Source organism: Sulfurimonas sp. NW15, from assembly GCF_051132285.1.
GTDB classification, from domain to species: Bacteria; Campylobacterota; Campylobacteria; order Campylobacterales; family Sulfurimonadaceae; genus Sulfurimonas; species Sulfurimonas hydrogeniphila.
The window spans coordinates 1,607,353-1,626,642 of record NZ_CP093237.1; the positions used below are offsets into that span (position 1 = coordinate 1,607,353).

General features: G+C 35.9%; 19 protein-coding genes and 1 tRNA gene. 15 read left to right on the top strand and 5 right to left on the bottom strand.

The window, feature by feature from the left end:
* Positions 1 to 10 precede the first annotated feature (10 nt).
* Genes MLC52_RS08220 through MLC52_RS08260 form a run of 9 tightly spaced genes read left to right on the top strand, consistent with a single transcriptional unit; the run spans position 11 to position 9,429 of the window.
* Positions 11 to 1,546, top strand: coding sequence for a hypothetical protein (locus tag MLC52_RS08220; RefSeq protein WP_346388967.1), 1,536 nt, complete (start codon positions 11 to 13; stop codon positions 1,544 to 1,546).
* The gene (locus MLC52_RS08225) at positions 1,543 to 2,175 is read left to right on the top strand and encodes a hypothetical protein (RefSeq protein ID WP_151899993.1); all 633 of its coding nucleotides are present in this window, start codon (positions 1,543 to 1,545) and stop codon (positions 2,173 to 2,175) included. Before MLC52_RS08220 ends, MLC52_RS08225 begins: the two co-directional genes overlap by 4 nt.
* Positions 2,175 to 2,621 carry a hypothetical protein gene (locus MLC52_RS08230; protein WP_434579993.1) on the top strand — a complete coding sequence of 149 codons (447 nt, stop codon included), beginning with the start codon at positions 2,175 to 2,177 and terminating at the stop codon, positions 2,619 to 2,621. Before MLC52_RS08225 ends, MLC52_RS08230 begins: the two co-directional genes overlap by 1 nt.
* Positions 2,622 to 2,630: 9 nt before the next feature.
* Complete coding sequence (gene mshL / locus MLC52_RS08235) at positions 2,631 to 4,271, top strand: pilus (MSHA type) biogenesis protein MshL (RefSeq protein ID WP_434579994.1); 1,641 nt, start codon at positions 2,631 to 2,633, stop codon at positions 4,269 to 4,271.
* A gap of 3 nt (positions 4,272 to 4,274) precedes the next feature.
* On the top strand, positions 4,275 to 5,081 hold the full coding sequence (locus MLC52_RS08240) for an AAA family ATPase (RefSeq protein WP_434579996.1): 807 nt from the start codon (positions 4,275 to 4,277) through the stop codon (positions 5,079 to 5,081).
* Complete coding sequence (locus tag MLC52_RS08245) at positions 5,074 to 5,898, top strand: CDC27 family protein (RefSeq protein WP_434579998.1); 825 nt, start codon at positions 5,074 to 5,076, stop codon at positions 5,896 to 5,898. Before MLC52_RS08240 ends, MLC52_RS08245 begins: the two co-directional genes overlap by 8 nt.
* Positions 5,895 to 6,440, top strand: a complete 546-nt coding sequence (locus MLC52_RS08250; protein WP_151899988.1) for a hypothetical protein — start codon at positions 5,895 to 5,897, stop codon at positions 6,438 to 6,440. The genes MLC52_RS08245 and MLC52_RS08250 overlap by 4 nt, the downstream gene beginning before the upstream one ends.
* An 8-nt stretch (positions 6,441 to 6,448) precedes the next feature.
* Entirely contained in the window at positions 6,449 to 8,185 is a 1,737-nt protein-coding gene (locus tag MLC52_RS08255) for a GspE/PulE family protein (RefSeq protein ID WP_151899987.1), read from the top strand.
* A complete protein-coding gene (locus tag MLC52_RS08260) occupies positions 8,182 to 9,429 on the top strand; it encodes a type II secretion system F family protein (protein WP_151899986.1) in 1,248 nt (415 codons plus the stop codon). The genes MLC52_RS08255 and MLC52_RS08260 overlap by 4 nt, the downstream gene beginning before the upstream one ends.
* Here MLC52_RS08260 and MLC52_RS08265 read toward each other — a convergent pair whose 3' ends face one another.
* Both MLC52_RS08265 and MLC52_RS08270 read right to left on the bottom strand, forming a co-directional pair.
* A complete protein-coding gene (locus MLC52_RS08265) occupies positions 9,430 to 10,008 on the bottom strand; it encodes a YigZ family protein (RefSeq protein ID WP_151899985.1) in 579 nt (192 codons plus the stop codon).
* Between the two features lie 12 nt (positions 10,009 to 10,020).
* Entirely contained in the window at positions 10,021 to 10,731 is a 711-nt protein-coding gene (locus MLC52_RS08270; protein WP_151899984.1) for a YebC/PmpR family DNA-binding transcriptional regulator, read from the bottom strand.
* A 73-nt stretch (positions 10,732 to 10,804) separates the two neighbouring features.
* On the opposite strand from MLC52_RS08270, the gene MLC52_RS08275 reads away from it, so the two are divergent.
* From MLC52_RS08275 to MLC52_RS08300, 6 genes are read left to right on the top strand one after another with little or no spacing between them, the layout of a single operon-like run.
* On the top strand, positions 10,805 to 11,254 hold the full coding sequence (locus MLC52_RS08275) for a hypothetical protein (protein WP_434580000.1): 450 nt from the start codon (positions 10,805 to 10,807) through the stop codon (positions 11,252 to 11,254).
* 3 nt (positions 11,255 to 11,257) lie between these two features.
* Positions 11,258 to 12,523, top strand: coding sequence for an O-acetylhomoserine aminocarboxypropyltransferase/cysteine synthase family protein (locus tag MLC52_RS08280; RefSeq protein ID WP_434580002.1), 1,266 nt, complete (start codon positions 11,258 to 11,260; stop codon positions 12,521 to 12,523).
* A gap of 51 nt (positions 12,524 to 12,574) precedes the next feature.
* Positions 12,575 to 13,681: a homoserine O-acetyltransferase MetX gene (metX, locus tag MLC52_RS08285; protein WP_151899981.1), complete on the top strand. Its 1,107-nt coding sequence runs from the start codon at positions 12,575 to 12,577 to the stop codon at positions 13,679 to 13,681.
* Positions 13,674 to 13,862 (top strand): exodeoxyribonuclease VII small subunit, encoded by a 189-nt coding sequence (gene xseB, locus MLC52_RS08290; RefSeq protein WP_151899980.1) that lies wholly within the window; start codon positions 13,674 to 13,676, stop codon positions 13,860 to 13,862. The genes metX and xseB overlap by 8 nt, the downstream gene beginning before the upstream one ends.
* Complete coding sequence (locus MLC52_RS08295) at positions 13,859 to 14,674, top strand: carbon-nitrogen hydrolase family protein (protein WP_346388975.1); 816 nt, start codon at positions 13,859 to 13,861, stop codon at positions 14,672 to 14,674. Before xseB ends, MLC52_RS08295 begins: the two co-directional genes overlap by 4 nt.
* Positions 14,674 to 15,348, top strand: a complete 675-nt coding sequence (locus tag MLC52_RS08300) for a HesA/MoeB/ThiF family protein (protein ID WP_151899978.1) — start codon at positions 14,674 to 14,676, stop codon at positions 15,346 to 15,348. Before MLC52_RS08295 ends, MLC52_RS08300 begins: the two co-directional genes overlap by 1 nt.
* A gap of 250 nt (positions 15,349 to 15,598) precedes the next feature.
* Here the strand turns inward: MLC52_RS08300 and MLC52_RS08305 are convergent.
* The 3 genes from MLC52_RS08305 to MLC52_RS08315 all read right to left on the bottom strand — a co-directional run bounded on the left by MLC52_RS08305 (position 15,599) and on the right by MLC52_RS08315 (position 19,281).
* Positions 15,599 to 15,675: transfer RNA gene (locus tag MLC52_RS08305), tRNA-Ile, on the bottom strand.
* 64 nt (positions 15,676 to 15,739) lie between these two features.
* Entirely contained in the window at positions 15,740 to 16,177 is a 438-nt protein-coding gene (locus MLC52_RS08310; protein ID WP_418640498.1) for a globin, read from the bottom strand.
* A gap of 2 nt (positions 16,178 to 16,179) precedes the next feature.
* The gene (locus tag MLC52_RS08315) at positions 16,180 to 19,281 is read right to left on the bottom strand and encodes an efflux RND transporter permease subunit (protein ID WP_434580006.1); all 3,102 of its coding nucleotides are present in this window, start codon (positions 19,279 to 19,281) and stop codon (positions 16,180 to 16,182) included.
* Between the last annotated feature and the right edge of the window lie 9 nt (positions 19,282 to 19,290).

Genomic DNA, 19,290 nt, shown 5'->3' on the forward strand with positions numbered 1-19,290 from the left:
ATTATAGTTAATGAATACATCAACACAGCACTCTTTTTCAAGTGTATTATCAATTAATCCATACAAAGAGACATACTTTAGTGGAATATCAAGTTTCATCACAGAAACAACAAGTCCAAAATTTTCAAAAGATCAGTTTGTAATTTCATATATCAGTACAAAAGAATTTATAACTGCCCAGATTGCAATCAGTAAAAATATTCCTGAGGAAGATTTGTTTGATGCTATCAGTAACAAAGCATATGATGAACTGGCCCTTGATCAGGCAGTTGAGTATAAAATTCGGTACATAGAATCATTTGACACATTAGATGAAGAAAACAGATATTTTCATGTCTTTATCGTAGACCCTTTGGACATAACCAATACTTTTATAAAAATTATTGAAAAAGTAAAATATATTGATGTCATCATTCCTTCGCCTCTTTTAATCAAATCACTTTATACAAAAGAACTCATCGACAGTAACGGTGTACACTGTTTTATATATATTCAGGAAAATGATGCATTTTTGACTATTTACGGCAACAAGGAATTTGTTTATACCAAATCTTTAAAATATTCTCTTGTAGAAATGCATGAGCGTTTTTGTGAACTGTATGGTGAGAGAATTGAATATAACGAATTTATATACTTTTTTTCAAAAGAAAATCTTAAAGAAACTACAAGCGATTACAAAGAATTTTTTATTCGTCTTTATAAAGAATTGTTTGCAAATATCAATGATATTCTCACCTATGCAAAAAGAGCATTTGATATTGAAAAATTTGAGCATGTATATATAGGAGCACAGCTTCCCACTGTAACAAAACTTTATGAAATGCTGGAAGTTGAGTTAAACATAAAGTCAAGTGAATTTGAATTTGATTACGGTTTTGAGACCGAAGATGAATATGTTGATCAGCTTCATGCACTTATGCATATTTATACAACACTGCCCAAAGATGAAATATATGAATGCAATTTTACTGATTACAGACGACCGCCGAAATTCATCAAACGAGAAAGCGGCAAACTTATAATTTTAATATTTGCTTCCTTTGCTCTTGCGTTTGCGTACCCTATAACATACTGGATACTTACGTATGCACAGACTCTGCAAGAAGATCTGCTCAAACAAAAATATAAAGAGATTCATAATATCAAAATAACCAGAGAAGCCACTATTAAAAACAGGAAAGCAGACAAAGAAAAATCATTGAAATTGCTTGCCAAAGAAAAAACAGAATACTCTGAGAAAAAAAACACTCTTATGAAAATTCATGAAGTAAAAGTTGATTATCCCATGAAAGCAAAACTTTTGACAATGTTCACTAAAAACTTAAACAAGTATGGTGTAAAGATTGAAGAAGCAAAGTATGCAGAAGATAATAAAACAAAAACACTGACTTTTTATTTAGTTGCCAATAATGACAGAAAGATTACACAACTTGTTGAATATCTCACTAAGATTTATGAAGGAAAATACAAGTTTATCCTTGAAGAGATTGTCTTTGATGAAAAAACAAATAAATACTTCAGTGAATTAAAGGTGCGTATATTATGAAAATAAATCTTGAAGACTATCTCCATAGAATAGATGCAGCTTTTAAAAACAAAACCCAAAAAGACATCTATATGACTTACCTGATGGTTGTCGGTATCATTTTTACCTTTGCATACCTTCTGTTCTGGGACAGTTCCTTTGACAAATTCACACAGACAAGAGCCAGTGTGCAAAATCTCCAGACAAAGATAAATGCCGATAAAACATTTCTGCAGCATAATCCAGAATCAAAAATTCTACAGCTTGAAAAAGAAATCAGGAACATAAACAATGAGATAATTGTCATAAAAGATACCAACTCTTATATAAAAAGTAAAATTGAAACTATTTCATCTTTAATATATGATGAACGGGCATGGGGTGAATATCTTGATTCCATAGCGACTAATGCACAAAGATATAATGTCAAACTGCTTACTCTGACAAACAAATATGCAAAAAATGAGAGTTCTTTTGGGCACATACTCGATATTACAATTGAATCAACTGCGAATTATAAAAACACCTTGAAGTTTATCAATTCATTAGAGCAGAGTGAACTGGTCGTTGATATACACAACTTTGATATAAAAGCTGATCAGGCGTTGATTTCTGATTTAAATATATCTGTATGGGGGATTACATACTAATGAAAAAATTCTACTTGATTTTAATGCTCCTTCTGACTTCACAACTTTTTTCCAACAATCTGGCATGGGTTGATGAGCAGATTGAAGCCATTAAACCACCAAGAATCGGAGTTTCTGAAAAAGAGATTGCAAGGATAAAAGATCCTTTTATTTTTTTACACAAGAAAAATGATTCCAAAAAAAACAAAATAACCAAAAAAACAGTATTTGGTGCGCATGCAAACTACAAAAAAGTCACGCAACACAGCACTGTGCATTTCAGGCTTGATGCCATCTTAAACAAATCAGCAATGATTAATGGAAAATGGTATAAACAGGGTAAATATATTTATGGTTATAAATTGATTAAAGTCGGTAGAAATTCTGTTCTATTAGTTCGAAAAAATAAAAAACTTCTGCTTTCAACAAAAAGTAAAAGTAAAAAAATAAAAATCTATAATAAGTAGGGATCTCAAATGAAATTTATACAAACATCGGTTTATGCAACAATAATGACCGCGATGCTTTCAACAACCAGCTTTGCAGATTGTTCTTATGAGCTTTTTAGTATCAGTTCTGCAAAAAATACCAAAATCATTGACTTTGTAGAACAATTGAGTGATGAATGTGGTTTCAGTATCATAGTAACTGATCCTCATGCCGAACAATTCCTGAAAACCAAACTGAATAAAACAAACTTAAAGAATTTAACGATTGATGAAGTGTTAGATATTATATTGACACAGCATAACCTTTCCTATACTCTTGAAAACAACCTTTTAAGAATATCTTATTTAACAACAAAAGTTTTCAACATAGACTATATTCTTTCACAAAGAAAAAGCACAGGCAGTACAGATGTCACGCTCAGTTCTTCCTCAAATGCACAACAACAGGGAGGAGGAGCTGGCGGTGGCGGCGGCAGATCTTCCAATTCTCAAAGAGGTGCCGGTGGAAACTCAGGAACCGGCGGAGGCAATTCTACATCAGATACAGGTGTAAAAATCGAAAGTTCTGATGAAGTTAAATTTTGGGAGCAACTTGATACAGAGTTTCAGAGTATTCTCAACCGTCCAAATGACATCTACAAAGCAACGCCTCCAATTATAAACAAAAATGCAGGTCTGATAACTGTAACAGCTACAGATAAACAGCTCAAACGTTTTGAAAATTATCTAAAAAAACTACAAGACAAGGTAAAACTCCAGGTACTGATTGATGTACAACTGCTCTCCGTTACCATGAGCAAGGGAAAAACAACAGGTATAGACTGGAAACAGCTGTATGCTCTGCAAAATGTCAAACTCTCTGCAAGTACAGCAAACTATAACAATATCGGTACAACAATACCTGCCAATGGAATTATTACAGATACCGCTGCTACAGGCGCGGGTGCATCACAACTTTTTACTATGAGTGCCGGCGGACAACTGACAGAGGTTATCAAATTTTTAAAAACACAGGGAGATGTTACTTCCATATCGAATCCGAAAGTTCTTACTTTAAACAACCAACCGGCACTTATTACAGCAGGGACAGAGTATTTTTATAAAATCCTCTCATCAACCAACCAACAGGGAACAGGCGGCGGAGTCGCTGCTACGACCCAAACCGATTTGGTCAATTCTGTCTTTGCCGGTGTTCTTTTAACAATTACTCCGGAAATTTCTGATGACAAAACAATTACTCTGAGAATAAATCCCTCTCTCTCAGAAACAACAACAGATATCTCCCAAACACCAAATACAGGAAGAGATATGCCGCCGGATTTAAACCGCCGTCAACTCTCTTCAGTTGTAACTGTCAAAGACGGCAACAGAATTATTTTGGGCGGGCTTATAAATTCCAAAAACACAAATAATTCAAATCAGGTTCCAATCTTAGGCAGTATTCCGTTCCTTGGTAATTTATTTAAACATGAAGAAATGGTAAAAACAGTTGAAGAACTTGTCATAATTATTGAACCGCATATTATCCATAAAGAAAAAGATTCAATCTCTTTAAGTGATTTAGGTTATGAGGGACTGAGCGACGAATTACTTACACTGGAAATGGCCTCAAAAAAGAAAAAAGAGATAAAACTGAATCAGACTGATGACAAGGAAGAAGGTAAATAACATATGGAGAGTATCTTTGCAAATTCAAAAAATGTTTTCTTAGATACAGTCAATGCCAAGGACTATATACAACTAGACAGAGTTTCCACAATCTATAAATCCTTAAAAGACTCTATATCCAAACCATTAAAGATGGTACTTCTTTTTGGAAAACCGGGAACCGGAAAAAGTATGTTCCTGAGCAAACTCTATGATGATTTAGTGCAAGAGTGCGATATCTATCTTTATGAAACACCTATTTTAGATGAAACAGAATTTTATAAAGTCCTCGCTCAGGATATTTTCAACATCCAATATAATGACACCTTAAACTTAACGCAGTTTATGAAAATTGTAAAAGAGAGAGCTGTTGAGAAGGTACCAATTGTTTTACTTGATGAAGCACAGCTCTATTCTGAAGTTTTAATGGAAAAAATAAGACTTTTATCAGACACAAGATGTATTAAATTTGTTATAACCCTGCACAAAACAGAAAAAGAAGATCTCATCGCAAAAGAGCATTTTCAAACAAGAATCTGGGAAACTTTTGAACTTGAAAATGCATCAAAAGCAGAACTCAAGATTTATATACAAAAAAAACTTATGAAAGCAAACTGTTTTGATACAGCAAATATGTTTCACACTAAAACAGTAAATAATATCTACAAACTTACACAGGGGAATCACAGAGATACCAATAAACTGCTTTATACTCTTTTTGACATTTATCATACTTATGAACAAAACAGTCATTATTCATTAAGTACTACACATATTCCCAACAAATTCATTGAAATGGCTGCCATACACACAGGACTTATCAATGCTTAATATTCGTGATTTGGAGAAACGTTGGAAAATCTATAAAATAAAATCATTTTTACCTTACTTCATTGTCAGTATTGTTTTGTTCGCGATTGTTCCTGCTGTTTACTACTTTTATACAGCCAACAGTAAAGCTGAATCACAAAAAAAGCCTGTAACAGCAAAAAAAACAGTTCAAAAATCAATTCTTCCGCCAAAAAACCAACCGTCAGCAGTAAAAGTCAAGCCGATAAAAAAACAACCTGCGCCAATAGCTGTACAGCCAAAACCAGTAACAGCACAACCTAAAACAGTTGTCGCAGACAAAACAAAAGAAACCTCTTTCCAAACACTCAAGCCATCAATGAATTTTATGAAAAACATTCAACATGAAGTAAGACAACCACAATACAGATATAAACAAACAAAGCACAAGCATTTCAAAGAAAGAAAAGTTACAGAAGCTGTTCAAGATATCTCAGTCAAATCGCCTTCAATAAAAAAAGAGAAAAAAATCAGTATCACTATCCAAAGAAAAGAGACCCAAAATGATATTTTTGAAATTATCAAGCGTTTTAAAAAGAACAAGAACCCTGCTTTGAGTCTTTTTGTCGCAAAAAAATATTATGAACTTGGAAACTACAAACAGGCATATAATTATGCACTGATTACAAATCAGATTAATTCCAATATTGAGGCAAGCTGGATTGTTTTTGCAAAATCTCTTATGCAGCTTCACCAAAAAAACAAAGCAATCCATACACTACAGGAATATATAAAAGTTTCACACTCAAGTAATGCAGAAATTCTCTTAAATGAAATCAAATCAGGAAAATTCAGATGAAATTACTACTGCTAATCATGGTTACATGTAACCTTTATGCCTATAATATAAAACAAAATTTATTTACTCTATATCAAAATAAAAAATATGAAGAGGTCTGCACCATAGGTTTTAACAATTTTCAAAGATATAAAAAAGATGAAGAGTTTGTCAGTTTATATGCATTTGGCTGTTTACATTCAGACTATATAGACAGATTGTCAATACCAATAACAATGCTGAAGTTTTCAAAAGAAGCTCGTGCAAACTCAGCCTATTTTGCAGTTATTTTGATGCAAAAGAAACTTTTATACCATGCCCTTATCGACGGATATGAATTATCTCAATATGTTTTGCCATCAACAGATTATATATTGTCAAAAGTCTTTGATTTATATGTAAAACTTGGAAAACACAAACCCAGAACCTTTTATCTGTTCAATGATCCGACAGATAAAAAACTAAGCTATAAACTCTATATTTCAAAAGATGACAGAATAAGCAAGATGATTATTGAAGAATATTATGATACAATAATTTTAAAACGTCACATATACTGGTAGGAGTTATTGTGGATAGAATAACAACTGATTTACTTGCCAACGGCTCAATTATGAAAAGCCAGGTTGACAGACTTCTGGCAAAAGGAATTAGTGAAAATTTAATTCTCAGAGATATCACACTTTCCGGATTCATGACTATGGATCGTCTTGTAAGATTTATTGTGCAACAAATAAGAGAAGGTGTTTATGATCTCTCCATTATAGACAATTATGATTATATAGAAGAAAAAGCAGTCCTGCAAAGGCTTGCAAAAGAGCTGAATCTTCTTTTTGTTGATCTTGATTCGATTGATATGGATTACAATCTCATTGAAAAAGCGCCTCTGAACCAACTTGAAAAACATAATGCTATTCCTGTTTCACAGGATGATCTGAGTGTTACTGTCGCTTTTAGTGATCCTTTAAACATGGATGCACAAGAAGCTGTCCAAAGACTCTTTCCAAGAAAAGTTCTTAAAATTGCTTTGGCAACAAAAAAACAAATTGTATCCTATCTCTATAAGATCAGTCTCAAAGACAGTATTAAAGATCTGGTCAAAAAAATACGTGATGAACTAAATTCCATCAGTTCTATTGAGGAGCAACAAGAGGCCTCCTCTATTTTACAACTCATAGATGTTGTTTTAAAAACATGTATTAATGCACGGGCAAGTGATGTCCACATCGAACCTACTGAAAAAAACTGTGTGGTTCGTGGACGTGTTGACGGAAAACTCACAGAAATGTTTATTTTCGAAAAAGACATCTATCCGCCTCTGGCATCAAGACTCAAACTGCTTGCAAATTTGGATATAGCTGAAAAAAGAAAGCCGCAAGACGGCAGATTTTCAACTTCTGTAGGGGCAAAAGAGTATGATTTTCGTATATCAACACTGCCCATTCTTTATGGCGAATCAATTGTTATGCGTGTTTTAGACAAACAAAAAGCGCTTGTAAAACTGGAAGATGCCGGGATGGACGCCAACAGCTATCAAAAACTGCTCAAGGGTCTCAAAACTCCTTATGGAATTATTCTGGTTACAGGCCCTACAGGAAGTGGTAAAACAACTACTTTATATGGTGCATTAAATGAGCTGAGAAATGTTGAAGACAAAGTTATTACTGTTGAAGACCCCGTAGAGTACAGAATGAATCTTATTCAACAGGTACAGGTAAATGCAAAAGTAGGTTTGAGTTTTGCTGATGCGCTCAGGTCAATTTTAAGACAAGATCCGGATAAAATTATGATTGGTGAAATTCGAGACCAGGAGACTCTCGAAATTGCCATAAAAGCAGCACTTACCGGTCATATGGTTATATCTACGCTTCATACAAATGATGCAATCAGTGCAATACCCAGAATGGCCGACATGGGAATAGAACACTACCTCATCAGTGGTGCACTTGTAGCCATTCAGGCACAAAGACTTGTACGAAAGATATGCAGACACTGCAAAGCAGAAGACACACTTTCAGCATCCGTTTTGGAAGAGATAGACGGGGTTGTGCCCGAAGGGACAATCTTTTACAAAGGCAGAGGGTGTAAAGAGTGTTCAGATACAGGATATATGGGAAGAGAAATGATTTGTGAAGTACTTAATATTTCAGAAGAACTCTCTTCTTTGATTGCCAAAGGTGCATCAAAAGAACAGATGCTTGAACAGGCAAAAAAAGAGGGATTTGTCGGACTCTTTCAAAATGGTATCCAAAAAGCAATTGACGGAATAACCAGCATAGAAGAGATATTAAAGGTAGCCAAGGGATGAAGTATTTTATAGCCACTGTTTTAACAAAAGGAAGAAAAGAGGAGATTGGACTCTATGCTGAAAACAAAAAAGAAGCAAACAGTTATGCCAAACTGAAATTTTCCGGTATCATCATCAAGGTTTCAGAAGCGCAGGAGCCTCTTGAAGTACAACTTAAAAGATTTAAAACAAATTTTTTATCAAATATAAAAAAAAGAAAAATCAAACCTGATGCTCTTATTGCTGCTATCCGGCAACTGGCTGTTATGACAAATGCCGGTATTTCCATCCATGATTCTCTGACAGAGATAGCAAATGCAACAACAGACGAAGCCCTCAAGAGTGTTTTTTCAAAAATTGCAGAAGATATCAATGCAGGACACTCCATTTCATCTGCCATGCAGAACTTCCGGTATGAACTTGGAAATCTTACAATTGCGATGGTCGAACTCGGAGAAAAGACAGGTAATCTGGATGAAGCCTTATACTCTTTGGCAAATATGCTTGAAGAGATACGGGCCAATGTTGTAAAGTTTAAAAAAGCGATGGCATACCCGCGAAATGTCATGATTGCCATGGCTATAGCGTTTACAGTTTTAATATCCTACGTTGTCCCTCAGTTTAAAGCTATATTTGAAGAACTTCATGCCGAACTGCCTCTGCCGACAGTTATTCTTTTAAAACTTGAATATATTTTCAATAACTTCGGCCCCTATGTTTTAGCCGGATTGGCTGTAGCATTTTTAATATTCAAATATCTTATCAACAATTATGAACATATAAGATACGGTTGGCATAAATTTTTACTGAGAGTTTATCTCATAAAAAATATTATTAAATTTGCAACTTTAAGTAGATTTACCCTTGTATTTTCTGAACTTATCCGTGCCGGAATTCCAATAGCTGAAGCTCTTGACACCGCCACAGCAATGGTAGACAATCTTCCTCTCAAAAGAAAACTCCAATCAGTCATCAGCACTGTAGAAAAAGGAGGAACACTGAATAAAGGACTTGAGGAAACAGGACTTTTTGAAAATATGATTATTCAGATGATTCGTGCCGGAGAAGACAGTGGTACCCTTGATACGATGATTAAAAAAGTTGCAGAATACTATAAGATGCGATTTGATGCCATTATAGACGGTTTAAGTGAAGCCATTGAACCAATTATGCTGCTTATTATAGCTTCTATGGTTATATTACTGGCACTTGGTATTTTCTTGCCAATGTGGGATATGGGCAATGCGGTGCAGGGAAGAAGATAGCTACACCGCACTAACAGTTGCTACTCTGGCAGTTTTGGAAAGAAAATTTTTCATATTTTCTTCACTGGCTGTAACCGTATAAGAGACTTTTTCATCAAACTCTTTTTGAGAAACAGTGACAGCAAACTCTTTGCACTCATACTCTATAAAGCGCACATCACTGTAATCAAAAACAATTTTTTGCGTCAATTCTTTTTTATACTCATACAGCTCTGCTTTTTCAATTACTAAATTCACAGCATCACTGTATGCCCTGACCAATCCGCCCGTTCCTAACTTTGTACCGCCAAAATAGCGTACGACAATCACGGCAGTATTGATAAGTTTCTGTCCTTGCAAAACCATCAGAGAGGGTTTTCCCGATGTTCCGGAAGGTTCACCGTCATCACTTGAGTGTTCAACTGTTTGATCATACTTATTCAGGTATCTGTATGCCGTTACAAAATGCCGTGCTTTAGGATGTTCTTCTTTTAGTTTATGAAGCAGCATTTCATATTTGTCGTATGGCACCAGGTAAGCAATAAACTTTGACTGCTTCACTTCAAGAGTATTTGCATACTCTTCTTTTATAGAGTACATGTAAAGTATATTTTACGCTAAATTGGTATAAACTTTTTGAACATCCTCATCATCTTCGAGTCTTTCTAAAATTTTATCTACATCAGCCTGCTCTTCTTCGCTGATTTGTATCGGAGTATTTGCAATTCGCTCAAGTGTTGCTTTTGTAATTTCTACACCCATTTTTTCCAGTGCTTCATTCATCGTACCAAAACTTGTATAGTCAGCTGTCACTAAAACAACTCCGTCTTCTGTTTCTATCTCTTCAAGCCCTGCATCTATAAGTTCAAGTTCCAGTTCTTCTATATCCATATCTTCTGAAAGTGGAAATTCAAAAAGAGCTTTTCTCGAAAACATAAATTCCAAAGAACCGTTTGTAAGCATTTCTCCACCGTTCTTATTTAAAATACTTTTGACATTTGCTACTGTTCTTGTGTTGTTATCAGTTGCACACTCAATAAAAAGCAGTACACCGTGAGGCGCTTTTCCCTCAAAATTTACCTCTTTCATATCGGCACTGTCTTTGGCAGTCGCCCTTTTTATAGCCGCATCAATATTGTCTTTTGGCATATTTTCAGCTTTTGCATTTAAAATTGCAGTTCTAAGCTTAGCATTCATATCAGGATCACATCCACCCTCTTTTGCCGCCATTGTGATAACTTTACCAAGTTTTGGGAACAATTTGGACATTGCTCCCCATCTTTTTAATTTTGATGCTTTTCTATATTCAAATGCTCTACCCATAAAAAAATTCCTTATTCCGATTATTTTTGAAATTATACCATTTTAGGTGTATAATACGACACAAGGAAGATTAATGAGGCTCAGTTTTAGATTAAAACATCATTTTTTCAGTGCTTTTCGCGAACTCTTTGTACATCATCACGGTTCATTGGAATTTCGTGCAAAAATTTTTGCCCTGATAATTGCAGCCAATAAAGAAGCAACAGTGGAAAGCTATATCCTTATAAAAAATATTGGACTGGATCTCTACAAAGAAGATACTAACAGAGCAAATCTTCTGATGCTTTCAACAAAAGAACTTGTCAAAAAAGTACAAGACAACAATGGTTTAAATATTGACGCACTTGTTTTAAACATACAAAAAGAGTTGAAAATAATTCCCAGATACGCACATAAAATAGATATCGATTCACTTCGCAGACTACTCCAGTATACTTATGATACGGACACTTTGGCCTACCAGGAAAATATTTTAGAATTTTTACAAAAAATTAAAGATGAAACACTCAATGACAAAGGATAACCTGTGGATATACAAACATTAGCACTCCATGCCGGATATGAAAAAGATACGCAAGGGACTATGGCGGTTCCGATTTATCAGACAACTGCCTATGAGTTTCGTGATGTAGAACATGCTGCGAATCTTTTTTCATTAAAAGAACTCGGCAACATATACACACGTCTTAACAATCCTACAACGGATGTTTTTGAAAAACGTTTTGCAGCACTTGAAGAGGGTGAAGCAGCCATTGCTACAGCAAGCGGTATGAGTGCAATCTTTTTTGCAATTGTCAATGCAGCCCAGGCGGGAGACAACATTATTTGCGCCAAGCAGCTTTATGGAGGAAGCTTGACGCTCAGCACGCATACACTCAAACGTTTTGGCATAGAAGCCAGATTTTTTGATGTGCATCAACCCAAAGAGATAGAAGCACTTATTGATGAAAATACAAAAATAGTCTTTTTTGAATCATTGACTAATCCGAGCATTGATGTTGCGGATATAGAGGCAATTACCTCCATTGCAGACAAATATAATATTTTAACTGTTGTTGACAATACAGTTGCAACCCCTGCTTTGTGCCGTCCTTTTGAGTTTGGAGCAGATATTACTGTACACAGTGCCAGTAAATATACTACAGGTCAGGGGCTTGCCATAGGCGGAATCATGGTTGAGAGAAAGAATCTTGCAGAAAAACTCAAAGACAATCCGAGATATGCTCATTTTAATGAACCTGATGCTTCATACCACGGACTTGTCTACACAGATGTCGGGCTTCCTCCCTACACACTTCGCGCCCGTCTTTCCCTTTTGCGTGATTTGGGTGCTGTTGTCTCTCCGTTTAATTCATGGCTCTTTATTCAAGGAATGGAAACACTTCCCTTACGCATGAGAGAACATTCAAAAAATGCACTTTTACTGGCAGAATTTTTAGAATCACATCCTAAAGTAAAAAAAGTAAACTACCCTGGCTTAAAAAGTAATCCTAACTATAAAAATGCCCAAAAATACTTTCAAGACGGTTTGTGCAGTGGACTGCTCAGTTTTGAGGTTGAAAATTTTGATGAAGCAACAAAAATTGTCAATGCCACAAAACTCTATTCACTTGTTGTCAATATCGGTGATTCAAAATCGATTATTACGCACCCTGCTTCGACAACACACCAGCAACTCTCACATGAAGAGCTGCTTGCCTGTGGTGTTCCTGAAGGTCTGATTAGAATTTCCTGTGGTTTGGAGAGTCCAAAAGATTTAATTGAAGATATGAAAGAGGCACTTGAAGCATAATTAAGACTCTTTTGCTAAAATACTGTTACTAATTTTCGGAGAGCAATCACCTTGTCTTTAAACCTGCAAACGCATACAGAACATTTTACAAACCCGCTTTATCTTGAAAGCGGGCGTATTTTAGAACCGTATGATATTATTTATGAAACCTATGGCACACTTAATGAAGAGAAGAGCAATGTAGTGGTTGTCTGTCACGCACTTACCGGTTCACATCATGCTGCAGGACTGTATGAAGATGATGCAAAACCCGGCTGGTGGGATGGCTTTATCGGTCCGGGAAAAGCCATTGATACTGACAGATATTTTGTAATATGCTCAAATGTCATAGGCAGCTGTTTTGGTTCCACAGGTCCTATGAGCATGCAGTACCCCCATCACGAACCCTACCGTTACAAATTTCCGGTTGTCAGCATAAAAGACATGGTAAAAGCACAGCGTATTTTGTTTGACAGGCTCGATATTCACAGAGTACATGCAATAATCGGCGGTTCCATGGGCGGTATGCAGGCACTGCAGTTTGCCATACACTATCCAAACTTTGCCAACAAAATTATTGCAATGGCAACAACACATGCAACACAGCCATGGGCAATAGCTTTTAACAAAGTTGCGCAGGAATCCATTCTCAATGATCCTGATTTCAAACAGGGATATTATGATCCGAATCTTCTCAAAGAACAGGGACTCTCCGGGATGGCAGTCGGTCGTATGGCGGGGCATATCAGCTTTTTGTCTCCAGAATCAATGCGTGAAAAATTTGGCAGAGAGTATAAACTCACAGATGGGCTGTATGAGCTTTTTGGAAAGTTTCAGGTAGAGTCTTATCTGGAATACAACGGGTACAATTTTACAAAATGGTTTGATCCCTTGTCCTATCTTTATATCACAAAAGCCATTAACATATATGACCTGTCTCGAGGATTTGACTCGCTGGATGAAGCACTTAAAAGAATAACCTCTGCTCTGTATCTGATAAGTTTTAAAAATGATCTGCTGTTTAAAAACACTGAAATGCAAGAAATGGCACAGATACTCAAAAAAATAGGAAACAGAAATCATGATTATATAGATATTGACAGCAACTATGGTCATGACGCATTTTTGGTAGAGCTTGATAAATTTGAAAACAATGTAAAGGATGCACTCAATGGCTAAAGAAAAATTTGAAAAAAAACTCCAAAATGCCAAAGAAATTTTGGAAACACTTATGAGCCCCGAGATTACACTTGAAGAAAGTGTAAAAGCCTATGAAAAAGGCATGAAAGAGTTGGCCGAAGCACAAAAAATGCTTGAAGAAGCTCAAATCAAAATTCAAAATTTAAAAACTACGCAATGAGAGCGGCAGTTTTACAGCTCAATGCACAGGGAATGAGTTCTACAAAACTTTATAACTATATTCGGGTAGCCAGTAAAAAAGGCGTCAAAGTCCTACTTCTTGGTGAATACGTTCTCAATCCTTTTTTCAAAGAACTCGAACAGATGTCTGTCTCTATGATAAAAGAGCAGGCACTCCATCAGATTAAAATCCTCAAAGAACTCTCTTTAACATACAGTATAACAATAATCGCTCCCTTGGTTATTGTCAAAAAAGATAAGATTTACAAATGTATTGCAAAGTTTTCTCCAACATCTGCCTCTTACTACAATCAGCAAATCCTTATTAACTATGCCCACTGGAATGAAGAAAAATTCTTTGCAAATGCACTTGCACCACTGCTCTCCCCTATGGTTTTTAAAATTGACGGCTTCAAATTTGCGGTAATGAACGGATTTGAACTTCATTTTGATGAATTTTTTGCTAAACTTAGAAATAAAAACATAGACTGTTTGCTTGTACCGAGCGTTTCAACTTTTGACTCTTATGAGAGATGGAAAGCATTAATACTCACAAGAGCATTTACACACAATATGTATATACTCAGAGCCAACAGAATCGGTGAGTATCAGGACAAAGAGTTTGTATGGAAATTTTACGGTGATTCTATATTGGCATCCCCGAATGCGGAAGTTTTAAACCATTTGGGAAATACTGAAGAGTTAATGATAGTTGATATGAGTCATACAGAGGTAGTGCGCTCTCGTCGCACATGGGGATTTAAAGAAGCTATCAGCAAGAGAGCATTAAAACTTACAAAAAAGGATTTATAATGATGGAGTATTTTCACAGACAGGTGCAACTTTGGGGAGAAGAGACACAAAAAAATCTTCAAACAAAAAAAATAGCAATTGTTGGAGCAGGAGGGCTTGGTTCTTCGCTTGCCTTTGCTTTGGGATCAACAGGAATCGGAGAAATCCACATTATAGATTTTGATGAAGTCAGTCTGCATAACATTCATAGACAAATCGCTTTTAAACTAGGAGATGAAGGGAAGAACAAAGCAAAAATAAATGCTGAAATTATACAACAGCGATGTCCCTTCACAAAAGCTGTTTCCCATGAGTGTAATTTTGAAGAGTGGAGCAAAAAAAACATTACAGTGGATCTCATTTTAGATGCCACAGATAATCTTCCTACACGCGGGGATATTAACACGTATGCAAAAAAAGTCAATACACCCTGGATTTATGGAAGTGTAGAAGCATTTCACGGACAGGTCTGTTTTTTTGACAAATCATCTTTTAATGACGCCTTTAAAATTGTACAAAAAACACCCGCAGGTATTGCAGCACCGATTGTGATGCACATAGCATCTCTGCAGGCAAACCTTGCTTTGAGATTCTTGGCGGGTTTACATGTAAAGAAAGATTTACTTTATTATCTTTTTTTTAATGAAGAAGGAGAATTGATTACTCAGAAATTCGGATTGCCAACAGCGGATTAGTTACAAACAAAAGAGGGAACGAAAAATGTTATGTTTGCCCCTTATTTTAACCCGCCAATTCTAATATCAAGTGCAATTTTTTAAAAGTAAGTTGAAAGGTAGGGTTAACTGATAACCTGCTAATCTATTTCAACCAAAAAATAAAAATTGGCAGAGCATAAAAAAATAGTTCCAAGAGTGTTGAAAAATTTTGTTGAAAGAACAATACACCAATTCAAATTTAAAGTTCGTTGTTTAGGGGGTTTATAAGTGGTGGGTTCTGAGTGACTCGAACACTCGACCGCTCGGTTATGAGCCGAGAGCTCTAACCAACTGAGCTAAGAACCCACTTATTGTTGGTAGGTCGGAATTATACAAGGAGCTTCCTTATATAATCCTTATTATGCGGTTACTACTGCGTATTTATCATCCAGATGGAAAATATATCCAAATATCTCCAAAATGAGTACAGTGATGTTTCTGTCACCCCTTTTTCTTTTAGCTCTTCAATGAGCGGCTTATAGAGTTCCAGCCATGTTTGACGTGCTTTTGCATCAATGCGAAACGGTGCGTGACGACCTACCATTTGCGGTGCCCCTCTGTTTTGATTAAAATACTTCGGTCCTCCGCATATTTGAATGAAAAAGTCTGCCGAATTCACTTTTGCTTTTTCAAATTCCACATCATCCTGAGGAAAAAGATGAGAAATATCACTCTGTTTTATTGCATCATAGTGTTTGGAAATCAGTTCCCTGATGCCTTCCTCCCCTACTTCCAGTAAAAACTCCGGTATTGGTTTTGTCACCGGTGGTCTTACACCAAACTGTGCCTGACTTATTTCTAAATTCATTTTTATCCTTTGTTTGCTTGAGGTGGTTTGATTTTATATACAACAGCATAAAGCAAGGGGACATACAACAGATTTAACACTGTCGCCCATGCGATACCATACCCCAAAGATATTGCCATCGGTTGGAGTATTTTTGCCTGACCTGATGCAAAAAATATAAGTGTTAAAAGCCCCAGTACAGTTGTCAGCGATGTCAAAAGAATCGGTCTGAGTCGTGTTTGCGCTCTTTTCATCAGATCTTCTGTATTTTTGGCATTTTTTATAAAATCTACCATGATAAGCCCGTCATTGACAACAACACCTGCAAGCCCTACTATACCTATGAGTCCCGGCATAGTCAGGTTTAGCCCCATTATCCAGTGTCCCACATAAACACCCAGAAGTACAAGAGGAATTGTACTGATAACAATTAAAGATTTTCTTATAGAATCAAAGAGCCACACCAAAGTAATAAAAATTAAAAATATTGCTATAAGCGCCGACTGCATCATCTCTCTTTTGTTTTTGTTATTCTCTTTTTCTTCTCCTTTGATATCTACAGCAATGCCCTCTTTTTTAAACTTTTGCAGTGTCGGTTGAAGTTTTTTCATGAGTTCGGATGATGTTATAATTTTTTTGTCTGTAGAAGCATAAACACTGCGTACTCTTTTGCCGTTTTCTTTTTTAAGCGTTACAAAGCTTTGTATATACTCAAAATCACATATCTCTTTTAAGGCAACATATTTGTCTGATCCCGGAACCTGCAATTCAATTGTATGTATGGAACGTATCTCTTTATTTACATTGCTGTCAAGTCGTATACGCACCAAGCCCTGGTCATTAAAAAGTTTTCCGTATTCCCCTTTAAGATAATATGCCCGCAGTTCATTTGAAACATCCTGTTCGGTAAAGCCCAGTTCCTGACCATATCTGTTTACATGTAACTTTAATTCTTTCTCACCGAGCGTTGCATCATCCGCTATATTGTAAACACCCTTGATACCTGCGAGTTCTTTTTCAAGAATTTTCAGATAGGGTACAACACTTTGGGCATTTTTTGTACTCAAACCAATTTCGACATCATGTGCTATCACCCCTGCGCCAGGTACTTTCACAACAAGTTCTTCAAAAGCTGATTTTTGATTTTTCAATACTTCTTTAATCTCTTTTGCTATCTCTTTTGCATCTTTTTTACGTGTTTGTACTCCAGGGTTGTATTCTATAGAGAGATAAGGACTGATGTATGTATCAAAAAAATTCTCAGGCGCACGCTCGTGTAAATCTATAAATATATGAAACATATTTTCACCGAGTTCGGCTCTGTTTTTGGCATCCATTTTAAAACCGATAACAGAAGTTACAGAGGAGACATCTTCATTATTTATATTTTGAAGGATGATATTCTCCAGTTTTGTTACAATTTTTTCCGTATCTTTGAGTTCATTGTTAATATTGACCTTTCCATAGACATATATTTGAGTATTGTCAAAATCCGGAAAAAGCTGAAATTTTGCATTTTTAATCATTACAAATTCAAGTAAAACAATGCTCACAACAATAACACTCAAAGAGAGAAACTTTCTTCTAAAAAGAAAATGCAGGGCTGTACTGTACCAGTCATGCATTTTCTGCCAAAATCGTTTTGTAAAACTCCCTTCTTTGGAGACTTTCAAAAAGTCATGTGCATGCAAAGGAAGAAAATAAAAGGCTTCAAAGAGTGAAGAGAGTAAAAGGACCGTTATCATTATAGGAATTATCTTAATAAACATTCCCATTTCACCTGTCATCAAGAGCATAGGTAAAAATGCAAAAACTGTTGTAAGCGTTGCCGTGAGTACGGCAGGAAACATTTCTGCCGCACCTGTTATGACCGCTTCTTTTCTATCCATCCCCTCTTCAAGGTGCCTGTAGATGTTCTCGGCTACAACTATTGCCTCATCAACGAGCATTCCAAGCGCAATCAGTGCTCCCAGAAGAGAGAGCATATTAAGACTGTCTCCCAATATCTCTGTTACAATAAGCCCTATCATAAAACTTACAGGAATACCGAGTGCAACAACAAAGGCTATACCTCTGTTGATAAAAATCAGCATTGCCAAAAAAACAAGCATCAAACCAAACATTATATTTGAAAAGACGGTATTGAGGCGGTTTTTAATCCATACAGAAGTATCTGTATAGATGTTATAATCCAAATCAGGATGTTTTGCTTCTTGTTTTTTTAAAAGTTCTCGTATCTCTTTTACCAAAGCAATGGCATTGCCGTTTTTGCTCTTTGTGACATTTATTGAAATATTTCGTACCCCATTATAGTGGGAGAGTTCCACCTCATCACTCAACTTGAAAGAAACCTCTGCAATATCGCCGATTTTAACTCTTTTTCCACCAACATCAATCAGTGTATTTTCAACCGCCTTTTGTGTCTTTTCACCGTTGTATGTAGAAATATAAAGATGATTTGCTTTTTGCTTGATAGTGCCTATGGGGAAAATCGAACTTATTTTGGAGAGTTGTGCGACAACCAGTGTTGAGGAGAGTCCGTAAGCTCTTATTTTTTGCGGATTAAGCTGTATATCCAACTCTTCATCGGCATCACCACGAATTGTAATGTCGCTCAAATCTTTAAACTTGCTTAATTCTGTTTTGAGTTCATCTGCATGTTTTAGCAATGTTTCTTTAGAAACATCTCCGGAGAGAGCTATAAGAACAAGGGGAAATGCATGTGTTTTGATTTTGGCAACAGGCTCATTCATATCCGCCGGCAAATCTTTTTTTACACTGCTCACTACATCTTTGACATCATTGAGTACCGTAATATTGTCCGAACCGTTTTTAATGTCTGCACTGATACTGAATGAACCGTTTTTGATACTGCTTTTTATATCTTCAAGTGCATCAATATTCTGCAAATCATTTTCAATACTCTGTACAACCATTTTGTCCAAAATATCAGCCGATGTTCCGGCATAACCGCCTTTTATGGTTATTTTATCCATATTCATCGGAGGGAAAATCTCTTTGGGTATATTGATATACGCAAAAATGGAGAGCATAAAAATAAAGAGTAATAGTATATGATTTAAAAGTGGTTTTTCTATAGCAAATTCTATAAACTTACGAATCACTGCTGTTCC

Excerpts from the sequence above, each read along its gene's own strand:
- MLC52_RS08220 (WP_346388967.1), top strand. The coding sequence starts at position 11 with ATGAATACATCAACACAGCACTCTTTTTCAAGTGTATTATCAATTAAT.
- MLC52_RS08225 (WP_151899993.1), top strand. The coding sequence starts at position 1,543 with ATGAAAATAAATCTTGAAGACTATCTCCATAGAATAGATGCAGCTTTT.
- MLC52_RS08230 (WP_434579993.1), top strand. The coding sequence starts at position 2,175 with ATGAAAAAATTCTACTTGATTTTAATGCTCCTTCTGACTTCACAACTT.
- mshL (WP_434579994.1), top strand. The coding sequence starts at position 2,631 with ATGAAATTTATACAAACATCGGTTTATGCAACAATAATGACCGCGATG.
- MLC52_RS08240 (WP_434579996.1), top strand. The coding sequence starts at position 4,275 with ATGGAGAGTATCTTTGCAAATTCAAAAAATGTTTTCTTAGATACAGTC.
- MLC52_RS08245 (WP_434579998.1), top strand. The coding sequence starts at position 5,074 with ATGCTTAATATTCGTGATTTGGAGAAACGTTGGAAAATCTATAAAATA.
- MLC52_RS08250 (WP_151899988.1), top strand. The coding sequence starts at position 5,895 with ATGAAATTACTACTGCTAATCATGGTTACATGTAACCTTTATGCCTAT.
- MLC52_RS08260 (WP_151899986.1), top strand. The coding sequence starts at position 8,182 with ATGAAGTATTTTATAGCCACTGTTTTAACAAAAGGAAGAAAAGAGGAG.
- MLC52_RS08265 (WP_151899985.1), bottom strand. The coding sequence starts at position 10,008 with ATGTACTCTATAAAAGAAGAGTATGCAAATACTCTTGAAGTGAAGCAG.
- MLC52_RS08270 (WP_151899984.1), bottom strand. The coding sequence starts at position 10,731 with ATGGGTAGAGCATTTGAATATAGAAAAGCATCAAAATTAAAAAGATGG.
- MLC52_RS08275 (WP_434580000.1), top strand. The coding sequence starts at position 10,805 with ATGAGGCTCAGTTTTAGATTAAAACATCATTTTTTCAGTGCTTTTCGC.
- xseB (WP_151899980.1), top strand. The coding sequence starts at position 13,674 with ATGGCTAAAGAAAAATTTGAAAAAAAACTCCAAAATGCCAAAGAAATT.
- MLC52_RS08295 (WP_346388975.1), top strand. The coding sequence starts at position 13,859 with ATGAGAGCGGCAGTTTTACAGCTCAATGCACAGGGAATGAGTTCTACA.
- MLC52_RS08300 (WP_151899978.1), top strand. The coding sequence starts at position 14,674 with ATGATGGAGTATTTTCACAGACAGGTGCAACTTTGGGGAGAAGAGACA.
- MLC52_RS08310 (WP_418640498.1), bottom strand. The coding sequence starts at position 16,177 with ATGAATTTAGAAATAAGTCAGGCACAGTTTGGTGTAAGACCACCGGTG.